Consider the following 14462-nt stretch of genomic DNA (forward strand, 5'->3'; position numbering starts at 1 on the left):
ATTTAAATCAAATCAGGCTAAATAAATGTCTGATTACCGACTTCATTTATTTTTATGTACAAAAACAAAAAAGGTTAAATTTTCTCAAATTTAACCTTTTAAATAATTGTCTTTATTGAACTAGTTCATTTTCTTCAAATTCTCTTTGAATATCTTCGTAAATTTTTCTAGTTTCGGCTTTATCACTACTTGGCAATAAGGATTATGACCATTCAATTCATAATAATCTTGGTGATAATCTTCAGCAGGATAAAACACAGAAAATGGAGTAATTTCTGTAACAATCGGATTCGGGAAAACATGTTCAGCATTTAGTTTAGCTTTCCAAGCCTCCGCAGTTTTTTTCTGGGCTTCGTTATGATAAAAAACGGCAGAACGATATTGTGGTCCTTCATCAGCACCCTGACGGTTTAAGGTAGTAGGGTCATGGGTTTTCCAGAAAATTTCTAAAATTTTATCAAACGATATTTTCTTAGGGTCAAAAGTTACTTGTACTACTTCAGCATGACCCGTAAGACCCGTACAAACTTCTTTGTAAGAGGGGTTTTTCACCTTTCCTCCAGAATAACCTGATTCTACTTTTACAACACCTTCTACTTGTTGAAAAATAGCTTCCACACACCAAAAGCATCCCGCACCAAACGTAACTACTTCTGTTCCCTCAAGATTGACTTTTTCATTGTTCATTTTATTCTTATTTTTCTGATTATCAGAACTTTTAGCACATGAAATATTTACTAACAATGTAAATATTCCAAGAAGTATGATATTAATTTTTGTTCTCATTGTTGATAACGTTTAAAACTTCATGTAAGTTTGTATTTTTTATGAAAGTATTTCTTACAACGATTATATCCCTGTAAGATTACATACGTAAAAATAATATCCAAAGATAGTAGCAATTAAAAAATTAGATTGTCTGATGAACGACATACTTACAAAATCAGAACCACAAAAAACATCAAAAAGTTACTTTAAAGTTGTTCAACAACGCTGGAAAGATGCTATCCAGACAGATGGCTTCATTATTAAATTACTAACAGCAGTTGGTATTGCTTTTTTGGCTGCCCCAAAATTTCCTTCTTATTTTATTAATATTCAAAAACGTGATGGTGCTTACCTTTCTGATGTCGTATTAAACCATATACCAGCGTTTGATGTTTCAACGCCAATTTTTGCTATTATCTACGGGATGCTCGTATTCCTACTTTGTAGGGTAATTGTTAAGCCAAAATTATTTTTACTTTTCTGCTTAACGTTTGTGATTGAAACAGTATTGAGGATGTCATGTATTTATTTTTTTCCCTTAAATCCTCCTATTGGTTTAGTCCCTTTGCATGATACTTTTGCCGAGTTATTAATCTATGGAGATACAGAACCTATCACAAAAGATTTATTTTTTTCTGGTCATACAGCAACGATGGTAATGATTTGGTTGTTTCTTGAAAAACGTTGGGAAAAAACGTTAGCGGCTATTGCATGTATCACATTGGCAATATTATTGCTAGTTCAACATGTACATTATACCGCTGATGTTATTGGTGCATTTTTCTTTACTGCACTTTCTTATGTGATTGCACGTTATATCAATAAACAAAAATGGCCCGTTACTTGTGGGGTAATATTAGTATTTTTCTTTATATTAGAAACCCTTTTCTGGCTTAGCAATAAAATAATTTAAGTCCAAAAATTGTAAACCGTTGTATTTTAAGGAGATGATAGAAAATATATTAATTAATCCCTTAATTTTGCAAGTCAAAAAATTAGTAGACAATAGAATTTGATTGAGCATTTTTTAGTTTACAACCAATATTTGTTAATTAACAGAGGTAAATTGTAAATTTTCTAATGAAAAATTTACAATTTGATTACATTCAATTAATTTGCATTGTTTTACGGAAAAAGGAGACTAGCTTCCCCTATTCCGAAACTAAGTAAATGTAGTTCTGCCCAACTACGTTTATGAAACGATTGTAAAATCGTTAAACTTTATTTTGTACAATTTTTTACAAAACTGATTTGGTTTCACAAATTAGTCTTGTATCAGGAACTTTCTATCAAATATAGTTCTTGCAAACCACTTTAATTCAGGGTAAAAATATGGTAAAGTTTGAGTACAAAACCTTCCAATTAGGGGAGAAACTAACACAAGAGCAGAAAGATTATTTCCGCAAGTATGGTGTAATTCAATTTAAAAATTTCATTAATGCTGAAACCATACAAAAGTGTATCAGCGAATTAGATAAAATTGAAAAGCAATGGTTGGCTGATGGCATTGAGAAAATCAATGGCATTCCGTTGAAGTTTGGTAAAGACGAACACGGTAATAAAATGATTCAAAGAATGTGCTTTACCAATAAGTACAGTACTTTCCTAGGTGAATTCTTGAAAGATCCTCGCTTACAAGTATTGGTTGAGTTATTGGCTCCTTATGATGGTCGTATTAGCGACAACGAAAAGGATGGTCTTGTCTTTAATCATTATGTGAATGCTCCAAATAGTAAATTCACACAAATGGGGTGGCATACAGACAGCCCTCGTGATTTATTCTTAGGTCAGAAAATTCTTCCTATGTTAAACGTAGGAGTGCACTTAGATACTTGTCCTACTTCTAACGGAGGATTAAGAGTATTACCGGGTACACAAAACCAAAGTGTTTTGAAACTTTTGTTTGGTAAAAAACAATTTATCGACCATACCCCTGATACAAAGGAAGTTGGTTTTGAGATTGAAGCAGGAGATTTAACTGTACACGATGGTCGTTTGTGGCATAGAGTAGAGGTTTCACCATATGTGGGTGAAAAGTCTCGTCGTAGAGTAATGTATGTACCTATCATCACAGGTAAATACATGCCTAAAAACGAAAACAGCAAAACACCATTTTATCACCGTTTTGCAAAAGTTGTTCAGAAATAAGCAATTAGAAATAAAACTAAAAAGCCTGTGGAAAGTATTTTCTACAGGCTTTTTAATTTATCATTACTTAAAAATCTATTTCGATTTCGAAAATTTTGCTTTTACAAAAGCGAAAATCATTGGCACTACTGAAAATGCTACAATACCAAACACAACTTTTTCAAAGTTATGTTTTACCCATTCGTTATTTCCTAAAAAGTATCCAATGAGTGTAATTGAGCTTACCCAAAGTGTAGCACCTATTATACAAAAAGTGATATAAGTACTATATTTCATACTTCCAGCCCCAGCTACAAAGGGTGCTACTGTACGAACAATAGGAACGAAACGAGCCATGATAACAGTTTGCCCGCCATGTTTTTCATAAAATTCTTCTGTCTGTAAAATGTGTTTTCGTTTTAAAAAAAGAATCTTATCCTTCGATTTAACATATTCACTGAAATATTTTCCAACTAAATAATTAACGTTATCACCCAGAAGTGCCGCACCAATCAATAGAGGAATCACAAAGGTAATTTCTATTTTTCCCGTTGCAGCAGCCAATACACCCACCGCAAAAAGCAAAGAATCGCCCGGTAATAAAGGCATTACGATAAACCCTGTTTCAACAAAAATAATCAAGAAAAGTAATCCATAAGTAACGGCTCCGTGTTCACTGATAAAATCAGAAAGTGCTGTGAGTGGGTCATGGAGGAGTTGTGAGAAAAAATTGATAATTTCCATTTGTTCGTTGGGTTTGTTTAGTAAGTATTATACATTAAAAATCAGTTATGAGAAAAGGCACTTCTTGCATTCGCCTTCACTAATAACTGATTCTTTCTGTTTGTTGATGTTGAGTGGTTACTTATCCAAAAAATGAGTAAATGTATCACCTCTTAATCCTAGACGAATGGTCTCTAAAGAAATCACTTCGTGTGGAGCAATATTGCCAACGTTTACATTAGCCCCTACCAACTTCACGAACCAAACTTGTTGAGATTTTTGCGGAGCTTCCCAAATGATTTTCTCTTCTGGAATCTCTGTAAGAATTTCTTCTACCAATCCCTGACGAACTTCACCTGATGCACGGAACAAACCAACGTTTCCGCCCTCGCGCGCTTCGCCAATTACTTTCCAAGCACCTGCCTCTAGCTCAGCTTTCATCAATTTAATCCACTTGTATGGAGGAATGATTTTAGCTTCGTCTTTAGAACCTACTTCAGAAAGTACAGTTACTTGCTGGGCTAAAGTTCTGATATATTCGCATTTATCATCTTGTTCCATTTCTAAAGAACCATCAGAAACTTCAGCATACTCCATTCCAAATTGATCTAAAATACGACGGTACTCATCAAATTGTTTACGAATAATAAAAGCTTCAAATAAAGTCCCTCCAAAATATACAGGAATCCCTGCTGATTTGTAAACGGCTAATTTTTCTTTCAAGTTTGGTGTTACAAACGATGTAGCCCATCCTAACTTTACAATGTCAGTATAAGCAGCACTCGTTTCCAAAAAATCCTCTATCTGTCTGATACTTAGACCTTTGTCCATCACCATTGTGTATCCTTTTTGGCGTGGTTTAGTAGTTCTCTCAGGAATTTGAGTAAGTGGATAATTCATATTTTGTTATCGGTTATCAGTTGTCACCTGTCGTTTTTCGGGTATTGATTTCCAAATTTTTACTTAAAAAAAAGCACATTATTTAATCAATACAAGAACGTGAACTGCAAAATTAAATATATCCTTGCTATCCAGCAAATTAGAATGTTCATATATTGTGTTAATTCAATACAAGACACATATAACACTCTATAAAACAACCACTTAACTTTTTTTGAAAAATAATTTTTCTTAGATTTATAAAAATTTAACAAAAAGGTGTTCTTTTTATAAACACTGTTCATTATTTTTGTGCCGTATGATTTTAAACTTCTAAAAATATGAAAAATTCAATTAACACGATTATTATGTTTCTGTTAATAATCAATCTTGGCAAGGCACAGTCTGTTAATAAAGATGCTATTTTAGGAGAATGGCTTTCTGAAGAAAAAGACGGGAAGGTGTTAATTTTTAAACAAGGAGAAAAATATTTTGGAAAAGTAATTTGGGGAAAGTCTGCTGGAAAAAAAGATGAGAAGAATCCAGACCCTTCGCTAAGAAACAGAGATATTATCGGTTCTACTATTTTAAAAGACTTTAGTTTCAAAGGAAAATCATGGGAAGGCGGAAACGTTTATGACCCTAACAATGGTAAGAGTTACTCTTGCACGATGAAGCTAAAGAGTAATGACGAATTAGAAATCAGGGGTTATGTTGGTATTTCTTTATTAGGAAGGTCAACAGTATGGACAAGAGTTAAATGATTTTTGTGGAAATTGTATCCACATTTTAAAATCGAACATTCAAAATATGGGTATTATCGAGAGAAAAGAAAGAGAAAGGCAAGAAGTTCGGTCATTGATTTTAGAAGCTGCACAACAGGCCTTTATAGAAGACGGCTACGAGAAGGCTTCTATCCGTGCCATTGCCGACCGTGTGGAGTATAGTCCAGCAACAATATATCTTTATTTTAAAGACAAAAGTGAGATTTTCTTTGCTGTTCATGAATTAGGTTTTGAAAAATTAATACTGGAAATGTCTGATGCGATTGAGGGCATAAAGAATCCCCTTGAAAAACTTCGTCAGCAAGGATATGCTTATATGAAGTTTGCTTTGGAAAACCCAGCCATGTATGATTTGATGTTTATCCAGAATGCACCTATGGAAGCCATTTTTGACAATGAAGAATGGGCCTGTGGTCATAGATGTTTTGAACTTATCTGCACTATTGTACAAGAATGTATTGATAATAAGTTAATCAAGATTTCTGGATTAGAATTAGCAACTATGTCGATTTGGTCGTTTATGCACGGTTTAGTTTCACTTAAAATAAGGAATAGATTTAAAATGTTCCCACAAGAACACATTCAACAATTAATGTCTGCTTCAGTGGAACAGATGATAGAACTTATTCAACATGACTAATCCATCGCTTGATTTTTTCACTAACCTTGTCGGCAAACCCTTAGCCGAAAATAGTCCTTCGCCTGTTTCAAAATGGCTAGATGGCATTTTGGTTAGCCTTGAACATGGTTCTATTACGGTAGAATACACCATTCGCAAAGATATGTGTAACCCTGCCCATATTCTTCACGGTGGCGTAGCAGCTACGATGATGGATGATATTATCGGGATGACAATCTTTAGTATGGGGCATACGGCTTTCTATAGTACTGTCAATCTTTCGATTGATTACCTATTTTCTGCTAAAATTGGAGAAAAGGTTACCGCAAAATCCAAGATAATCAGAGTAGGCAAAAAAATAGCCCATGCCGAAGGCGAAATCAGGAACGAACAAGGGACGATTATTGCAAAATGTACGACTAATCTGGTATCTACCAGCAACGAAATAAAGTCCTTATAATTTATTCATCTAAAAAGCACTATTCCATCATTTCAGATTAAGTGCTTTTTATTTTGCTTAACAACTAAACACTGTTTATATTTTAAATAACGTTTATGAAAACCCTAAAAATTTACGCAAACCCTTTTATAGCAATCAAGCTTGCCAATAATAAAGTGGTTTTACTATTGCTTGTAAGTATTGGCTTCTTGATAGATGCGAAGGCTCAATCAGATATTTTAAACCAATATGTACAAGAAGGTTTAAAAAATAGCCAGATTATTAAACAGCAACAATTCTCTTTACAAAAAGCTGTATATGCCCTTGAGGAAGCGAAGGCACTCTTTAAACCTAATGTTAGTTTCAACACTACTGTTTCGGCTGCACAAGGTGGGCGTAAAATCGAAATTCCAGTAGGTGATTTGGTAAACCCTGTTTACACAACCTTAAATGCACTGACCAATTCAAATAAGTTTCCACAAATCTCTAATACTTCTGAGCAACTCGTCCCTAAAGATTTTTACGATTTGCGTTTCAAAACCACTATGCCCATTTTGAATGCTGAGATTAGGTATAATCAAGCCATTAAAAAAGAGCAAATAACGGTACAACAAACCGAAATTCAGGTGTATAAACGTGAATTAGTACGCGATATCAAAGCTGCCTATTTTAATTATTTAAAAGCTACCGAAGCCGTTAAGGTGTATGAAAATGCGCTAAAAATTCTTCAAGAAAGCGAACGGGTAAATGAAAGCTTGATTAAAAATGGTTCGGCTAATCCAACCGTTCTGGTACGTACCCGTAACGAAATCGCTAAAATTGATGCTGAAATTAGCAATGCCAAAGGCAATCAACTGAATGCGGCTGCGTATTTTAATTTTTTATTGAACAAAGATTTTAGTTCCAACATTGTAATCGAAAAGCTCAATACATCTTTACTAGACTTGAACCTTGAAGATGGGCACCGAGAGGAACTAGATAAGATTCAGGCAGGAATCAATATCAACAAACAGCTTGTAGGGTTGAGCCAATCTTATAAAAAACTAAAAGTTGGGGCTTCATTAGATGTAGGTTCGCAAGGACGTTTTGCACAAATAGCGAGTGCGGATAAAAACTTCTTTAGCCCAAATGCCTTTGTATTAGTTGGTGTTTCGTTCGACTTACCTGTCTATTCATTTGGGAGAAATCAGTTAAAAGTAAAACAGTCGGAAATGGATTTAGCAGCTTTAGATACCCAAGCACAACAGGTAAAAAACCAATTGGCACTCCAGACCGAAATGGCACAAAATTCATTGAGTTCATCTAAAAAAGTATTTGAATCTAAGGCTTCGCAAATATCAACTGCTGAAAGATATTACCGTGATATGCTCCGCAGATACAAAGAAGGCAACCTAAGCTTTATAGAATTGCTAGATGCTCAAACACAAATCACCACAGCACAATTACAACAGTCTATTTCTCTTTATGATGTTTGGCTAAAATGGACTGACCTAGAAAGAGCCAAAGCTAGTTACGAAATCAAATAACCCTACTAAGAAATCATGTTTAACACGATAAAAAGCATTTTCAGAAACGTTACTGAAAAAAATAATATCATCGCCCGCCCCAAAACGGCAAAAGCTGGCAAGAAGTCATTTTATGATTTAACCATCAAAAATCTGACAGGTAAGAAAGACATCAGCTTTGCTGATTTTAAAGGCAAAAAAGTATTGATTATCAACACGGCTTCTAAATGTGGATACACACCACAATATGAAGACTGGCAAAAATTTCATGAAAAATTTGGAGATAAAGTAGTTGTTATCGGTATGCCCGCCAATAATTTTCTAGCACAGGAATCTGGCAGTGCCTCTGAGATTGAAGAATTCTGCCAAGTAAACTATGGCGTTTCATTCACGATTACAGAAAAAGTAAGTGTTTCTGGCAAAGACAAACATCCTATTTATCAGTGGCTTTCAGATGAAAACAAAAATGGCTGGAACAATATAGAACCAAGCTGGAATTTTTGTAAATACTTAATCAACGAAAAAGGAGAATTAACGCATTTTTTTGGTTCAGCCGTTAAGCCCGAAAATCCTTCTTTCAAACAAGCTTTAGCATTCTAAATCAATTTTTAAGAATAAATATTCAAAGGATATGAAAAAAATTATCACTTATTCTATTGGCTTTTCCTTACTGTTTTCGTTACTGGTAAGTTGTGGCAAAAAAGCACCAGAAAAAAAATCTTTGGCAGACGAAGATGTAATCGCCGTAAAATTGGCGGACGTTGTCCAAGGTAATTCAAATGAAGTCATCAAAGCCTCTGGGTTAATAGCTTCGTTGCAAGAGGCTCGTTTATCGTTCAAAACAGGAGGAATCATCGCCAAAATTTATGTAAAGGAAGGTCAGAATGTTTCGAAAGGGCAACTATTAGCCTCGTTAAACCTTACTGAAATCAATGCACAAGTACAACAAGCTTCTGAAAGTGTACAAAAAGCCGAACGTGATTTAAGAAGAGTGACCAACCTTTATAAAGATTCTGTAGCTACCCTTGAACAAGTTCAAAACCTAACTACCGCTTTGAGTGTAGCCAAACAAAACTTTGAAATTGCGAATTACAATCAGGGATTTTCTAAAATCTATGCTACTTCAACAGGTGTCATTGTAAAAAAGCTCATGAATGAAGGCGAATTAGCTGGTCCAGGCACTCCTGTATTTTTTATGAATGCAACCAGTGCTAACGACTGGGTACTGAAAGTGGGTGTTGCTGATAAAGACTGGACACGCCTTCATTTAGGGGATAAAGCTACTATTCAATTAGATGCTTTTGCGGATACTCCATTTACGGCTACTGTCTCTAATCTATCACAAGGAGCAGACCAAAGCTCAGGGTTATATCAGGCAGAATTAAAGTTAAATACGCAAGGTAAAAAAATAGCTACGGGGCTATTCGGTAATGCCATCATTACGCCAAATGCTATCCATCAAAATACCTTTGTGCCCATTGATGCCGTCATTGAAGGTAATGGAAATGATGCTTTTGTGTATACAGTTGAAAACGGAAAAGCACACAAAGTGGCAATTAAAATACTTTCTATCAATAGTGATAAAGTATTTATCCAGCCTCCATCTGTACCTATCACACAAGTAATCACTGGCGGGTCTGCGTATTTAGTAGAAGGAAGCAAGGTTAAAATCATTCAATAAAAAGAGAGTTTCACACTCAAATAAAATTATTATGAAAATCTCTGAATTCTCAGTTAAAAATTACCAATTCACGCTGGTCGTGTTTTTGGGTATTCTTTCAATAGGAATTTACTCCTTATTGAATATGCCTCGTGGAGAAGACCCTGAATTTTCTTCTCCTCAGTTTGGTGTCACGGTTATTTATCCAGGAGCTTCCCCTAAAGATGTTGAACAGTTAGTAGCCGATGTAGTAGAAAAGCGTATTAACGAATTAGATAATATCGAAAGAGTTAGAACCAGTATTTATGATGGTGTAGCTATTTTTCAAGTAGAATATGCTTTTGAATCGGACCCAGAGGAAAAATACCAAGAGATAGTGCGTGAAATGAACGCCGTCAGAAAAGAGTTACCCGCCGACGTGCTAGATGTACGCATAGAGCGGTATCAGCCCGACGGTGTAAATATTTATCAATTTGCCTTAGTGTCTGAAAACCTCCCCTACTCTCAATTAGAAAAGTATGCCGACGATTTGGAAAAAACGTTAGAGAAAAATCGTTCTCTAAAAAATATTAAAAGTTGGGGCTTTCCTCAGCGAAAGATATCGGTAGAGTTGAATCAGGCAAAATTGGCACAAGACAAAATACCTGTAAACAGAGTATTAGGAGCGATTCAGTCTGAAAACGTCAATATTCCGGGTGGTTCACTGAATCTTTCAAACAAAAAATTTAATGTAAAAACCTCTGGAAATTTTAAAGATATTGAGGAAATCAAAAATGTCATTGTTTTTACCAACGGTACTAAAATCGTTTACCTTAAAGACATTGCCGAAGTAAAATATGCCTACGAAGACGAAACGCATAAAACACGTTTAAACGGACACAGAAGTGTATTTGTAACGGCCTGCCAGAAGTTTGGGCAAAACATTATCAAAGTACGTGCACAGACTGACCCGAAAATCGAGGAGTTTAGAAAGACTTTACCTAAATCCGTAGACTTGGTAAAGGTATTCGATCAGGCAGAATCTGTTGATAAACGTTTGATGCGTTTCGCCAAAGATTTCGGCATTGCCATCCTATTGGTATTGATTACCCTTTTGCCTTTGGGTTCTAGGGCTAGTTTAGTAGTAATGATTTCTATTCCGCTTTCATTGGCCATTGGTTTAGCACTTTTATATGCCTTAGGTTTTACCATCAACCAACTTTCTATCGTTGGAATGATTGTAGCATTGGGTATTTTGGTGGATGACTCTATCGTGGTCGTCGAAAATATCGAACGATTTATGCGGATGGGGATTCCTAAAAAACAAGCAGCGATTGATGCCACCAAACAAATTAGCTTGGCCGTAGTAGGTTGTACAGTGTTGTTAATCTTTGCGTTTTTACCTGTAGCTAACTTACCAGAAGCCGCTGGAAAATTTATCCGTAGCTTGCCTATGGCTGTAAGTGTTACGGTATTGGCTTCTATGGTTGTAGCCCTAACTATCGTACCGTTTTTATCAAGTGTTATCTTAAAAAATCATGAAAATGCTGAAGGTAATTTCATTTTAAGAGGCATGAAACGTTTGATTTCCGCTACTTATGGTAAATTGATGGATTGGTGTTTACAACATCCTAAAATCACTTTAGCAGGTGCTTTAGGCATCTTTGTAGGTGTGATGATGATTGCCAAATTCTTTTTAGGCTTCTCGCTTTTCCCTACTTCCGAAAAGCCCATGTTTTTGGTTAACGTAACAACGCCTGTTGGAACCAACCTAAAAGCAACCAACGAAGTAGTGCGTTTTGTAGAAAATGAACTAAAAAAAGAGCCAGAAATTAAAAACATAGCGGCCAATATTGGTAGAGGAAACCCTAGAATTTACTATAATGTAATCGGTGGAGCAGAATCTGAAAATTTTGGACAGCTTTTTGTTCTTTTACAAGATGTTGAAACAAAGGAGAAAAAGCAGATAATAGATAGATTGAGAACTCAGTTGGCTAATTATCCCAATGCTAAAATTGAAGTAAAAGATTTTGAACAAGGCCCACCTTTGGAAGCACCGATTGCTTACAGAGTTTTTGGGAATAATTTAGATAGCTTAAGAATCATAGCGGGGCAAATTGAAAAGATTTTAGCAGCTCAAGAGGGCTCTATTTATACTGACAATCCGCTAAGAGTTCAACCAACTGACCTAAGAGTACATATTAACAAAGAAAAAGCTGGTTTGTTAGGCGTAAACATTTCTGAAATAGACCGCACAGTGCGTTTGGGCATTGCGGGGTTGAATGTAGGTACTTATCGTGAAGAAGGACAAATCGATGACTATAACATCAATGTTTCGATTCCAAGAACAGATACCAAACAGAATTTTGAGGTATTTGACAATCTGTATGTAAATAATGCCTTAGGAACGGCTATTCCTATTAAACAATTGATTGAAGTGAAATTTGAAACTTCGCCCAACCAGATAAAACATTATAATAAAGACCGATATGTAACCATTTCTACCTTCTTGAAGTCTGGTTATAACACTGCTAAAGTGAATCAGGAATTAATTCAGAAATTGAATAAATTCAAATTTCCACAAGGTTTTTATTATACAGTATCGGGCGAAGCAGAAAATGCAGAAAAATCTTTCGGAGGCATAGGGGTAATTATCCTGATAACTGTCTTTGGGATGATTGCTATTCTTATCTTAGAATTTAGGAATTTCAAATCAACGCTTATTGTACTTTCTGTAATTCCTTTAGGAATTGTTGGAGCCATTGCTGGGCTATTAATTGCAGGAGAAAATTTATCGTTTACAGCCGTAATTGGTTTTATAGCCTTAATTGGTATAGAAATTAAAAACTCGCTCTTATTGGTAGATTTCACGAATCAACTCAGAGAAGATGGAATGGAATTAGACGAAGCTATTCACCAAGCAGGTGAAATTCGTTTCGTGCCTATTTTATTAACATCATTCACCGCCATCGGAGGTTTAATTCCATTGGTTATTGAATACTCTGATTTGTACTCGCCTTTGGCAATTGTACTGATTGGTGGTATTACAAGTTCTACACTGTTGGCTCGTTTGGTTACACCAGTTATGTATAAGTTACTTCCACCAAGTGTTAGTAAAAAAACAACACTGGCTGAATAAGCTTTACAAGCCTAAGGTGGAAATACTATTTGAATATCATTGAGCGTTTTAACAGGGAGAATTTTATCTATTAAATTAAAATTTAAAATCAATGAAATTCAGCACGAGCAAACTTATTCAATTTTTATCACGGAATTTTTATATAAATCCGAGATTAATTGCACCACAGAAACGTTTTTATGCAGATTTGGGGATGAACTCGTTAGAGTTCCTTGAATTGATTGTCTATTTAGAAAATACTTATGGAATTGTTTTGCCAGATAATGAGGTGGATAAAATTCAGACGATAAAGCAACTCTCTGAAGTAATGGAAGCAAACCTTGTTCGTGTAGAAGCTTAAGCAGTAAAGCATGGCTTTTGGGAAGAGTTTAATATAAATTTAATCTTGACCAAAATCATTTAATTTTCATCAAAAAAGGGTTTAGCAATTACTTAGTAGCTAAACCCTTTTTTGATGAAAAACATTTATCCAGCTATTTCATTCAACGCTTTTACAAAAGCATCTAACTCTTGGGTAGTAATATATAAATGTGGGGTTACTCTAACACCCATGACATTAGCTTTCTGATTAGCAATTGCCACTGTGAAGATTTTGTATTTATCAAAAAGAAGCTTTGATAATTCAGGAGGGGTTTTCCCTTTTACGCCCACATTGGCAATACCACAACTACGGGCATTTTCTTTAGGAGTATTAAGGATGATGTTTGGATTATCTCGTACTTTATCTGTCCAATATTTTTGAAGAAATCTTAACCGAGCTTCCTTTCGTTGAATACCAATTTTTTGATGAAATTTAATGGCATCCTGAATGGCTAAGTCTGTAGCAACAGGTACGGTTCCTGTATGGTTCAGTTTACGAATATCGTCATCGGCAAACCCCATATCTCCATACAATTGCCAAATTTGTTTGATTTTATCTTTCCTAACATACAGAATCCCTGCCCCTAGCGGATTTCCTAACCATTTATGTAAACTACTACCATAATAGTCGCAACCGCCAAGGTCTGCAATCTTAAAATCTAAATGACCAAAAGCATGAGCACCATCTACCATTACTTCTACCCCATGACGGTGTGCCATTTCTACAATTTTCTTAACAGGTAAAATCTGACCTGTAATATTTATTAAGTGGCAAATCATCAACAAACGAGTTTTGGGCGTAATAGCTTTTTCATACACCTCCACAATTTCTTCGTCTGATGTTGGATGATTGGGTACTGACACCATTTTATTCACCATGCCATATCTGCGGGCTTGTAGCCTGAACATATCCAACATCGCACCATAGTCTTGTTCAGCCATAATGGCTTCATCACCTTCTTTCCAATTGATGCCTGCAATGATAGTATCTAGTGACTCAGTAGTATTCCGTGTAATAATCAGTTCTTCATACGAACAGCCGAGCAAGTCTGCTAATTGTTTTCGGGAAACCAATTTATCATCAAACTGGCGAGTACGCATGTAGTAAGAGGACACCTTGTTTACATCACGTATGTGTTGAATATAACTTTCTAATACTTCGTTGGAAGCTAAAGAATAATAGCCATTTTCAAGATGAATAAAATCATGGGTAAAGTTATAGGCTTGTCGGATGTTTTGCCAAAAGGCTTCGTCTTCGGCTAATTGCTGGGCAGGAATATCAATGGTTTTAGCCAGCAGGCTTTCAATATCCAGCATCGAAATGGCGGAAATACCTGTAAATGTTTTTAGGAATTGACGTTTGGAAAGCATGGGTACAGTTTGGAGAAGAAGTATTAAATAGTTTTGCTTTCCTTGAAATTACAGAATAAATAAGACTTAAAAAATGGAATTTACTAAATTCGGTAAAAAGCATCGTAA

The 14462-nt window shown here is 35.3% G+C and carries 14 protein-coding genes; 10 read left to right on the forward strand and 4 right to left on the reverse strand.

Annotated features, from left to right (window positions below):
- Nucleotides 1–120: 120 nt before the first annotated feature.
- Entirely contained in the window at nt 121–786 is a 666-nt protein-coding gene (gene msrA / locus AC07XN_RS06060; RefSeq protein ID WP_309920945.1) for a peptide-methionine (S)-S-oxide reductase MsrA, read from the reverse strand.
- Between the two features lie 136 nt (nt 787–922).
- On the opposite strand from msrA, the gene AC07XN_RS06065 reads away from it, so the two are divergent.
- Both AC07XN_RS06065 and AC07XN_RS06070 read left to right on the forward strand, forming a co-directional pair.
- Nucleotides 923–1681, forward strand: a complete 759-nt coding sequence (locus tag AC07XN_RS06065) for a phosphatase PAP2-related protein (RefSeq protein ID WP_309920948.1) — start codon at nt 923–925, stop codon at nt 1679–1681.
- Between the two features lie 419 nt (nt 1682–2100).
- Nucleotides 2101–2916 (forward strand): phytanoyl-CoA dioxygenase family protein, encoded by an 816-nt coding sequence (locus tag AC07XN_RS06070; RefSeq protein WP_309920951.1) that lies wholly within the window; start codon nt 2101–2103, stop codon nt 2914–2916.
- 75 nt (nt 2917–2991) lie between these two features.
- Here AC07XN_RS06070 and AC07XN_RS06075 read toward each other — a convergent pair whose 3' ends face one another.
- On the reverse strand, nt 2992–3639 hold the full coding sequence (locus AC07XN_RS06075) for a VTT domain-containing protein (protein ID WP_494742394.1): 648 nt from the start codon (nt 3637–3639) through the stop codon (nt 2992–2994).
- A gap of 117 nt (nt 3640–3756) precedes the next feature.
- The gene (locus AC07XN_RS06080) at nt 3757–4518 is read right to left on the reverse strand and encodes a phosphosulfolactate synthase (protein ID WP_323246672.1); all 762 of its coding nucleotides are present in this window, start codon (nt 4516–4518) and stop codon (nt 3757–3759) included.
- Between the two features lie 320 nt (nt 4519–4838).
- Between AC07XN_RS06080 and AC07XN_RS06085 the strand changes: the two genes are divergently transcribed.
- The 8 genes from AC07XN_RS06085 to AC07XN_RS06120 all read left to right on the forward strand — a co-directional run bounded on the left by AC07XN_RS06085 (nt 4839) and on the right by AC07XN_RS06120 (nt 12963).
- The gene (locus tag AC07XN_RS06085; RefSeq protein WP_309920959.1) at nt 4839–5261 is read left to right on the forward strand and encodes a DUF2147 domain-containing protein; all 423 of its coding nucleotides are present in this window, start codon (nt 4839–4841) and stop codon (nt 5259–5261) included.
- A gap of 46 nt (nt 5262–5307) precedes the next feature.
- Nucleotides 5308–5922 carry a TetR/AcrR family transcriptional regulator gene (locus AC07XN_RS06090; protein ID WP_309920960.1) on the forward strand — a complete coding sequence of 205 codons (615 nt, stop codon included), beginning with the start codon at nt 5308–5310 and terminating at the stop codon, nt 5920–5922.
- Nucleotides 5915–6361: a PaaI family thioesterase gene (locus AC07XN_RS06095; RefSeq protein WP_309920962.1), complete on the forward strand. Its 447-nt coding sequence runs from the start codon at nt 5915–5917 to the stop codon at nt 6359–6361. Before AC07XN_RS06090 ends, AC07XN_RS06095 begins: the two co-directional genes overlap by 8 nt.
- A 95-nt stretch (nt 6362–6456) precedes the next feature.
- The gene (locus AC07XN_RS06100) at nt 6457–7866 is read left to right on the forward strand and encodes a TolC family protein (protein WP_494742395.1); all 1410 of its coding nucleotides are present in this window, start codon (nt 6457–6459) and stop codon (nt 7864–7866) included.
- Between the two features lie 15 nt (nt 7867–7881).
- Nucleotides 7882–8445 (forward strand): glutathione peroxidase, encoded by a 564-nt coding sequence (locus AC07XN_RS06105; RefSeq protein WP_494742396.1) that lies wholly within the window; start codon nt 7882–7884, stop codon nt 8443–8445.
- A gap of 31 nt (nt 8446–8476) precedes the next feature.
- Nucleotides 8477–9526 (forward strand): efflux RND transporter periplasmic adaptor subunit, encoded by a 1050-nt coding sequence (locus AC07XN_RS06110; RefSeq protein ID WP_309920970.1) that lies wholly within the window; start codon nt 8477–8479, stop codon nt 9524–9526.
- 31 nt (nt 9527–9557) lie between these two features.
- Entirely contained in the window at nt 9558–12623 is a 3066-nt protein-coding gene (locus AC07XN_RS06115) for an efflux RND transporter permease subunit (RefSeq protein WP_494742397.1), read from the forward strand.
- 91 nt (nt 12624–12714) lie between these two features.
- Entirely contained in the window at nt 12715–12963 is a 249-nt protein-coding gene (locus AC07XN_RS06120) for an acyl carrier protein (RefSeq protein ID WP_494742398.1), read from the forward strand.
- A 125-nt stretch (nt 12964–13088) separates the two neighbouring features.
- Here AC07XN_RS06120 and AC07XN_RS06125 read toward each other — a convergent pair whose 3' ends face one another.
- Complete coding sequence (locus tag AC07XN_RS06125; RefSeq protein ID WP_494742399.1) at nt 13089–14354, reverse strand: aminotransferase class V-fold PLP-dependent enzyme; 1266 nt, start codon at nt 14352–14354, stop codon at nt 13089–13091.
- Between the last annotated feature and the right edge of the window lie 108 nt (nt 14355–14462).

This window comes from Arcicella sp. GW458-12-2-14-TSB2, from assembly GCF_059423785.1.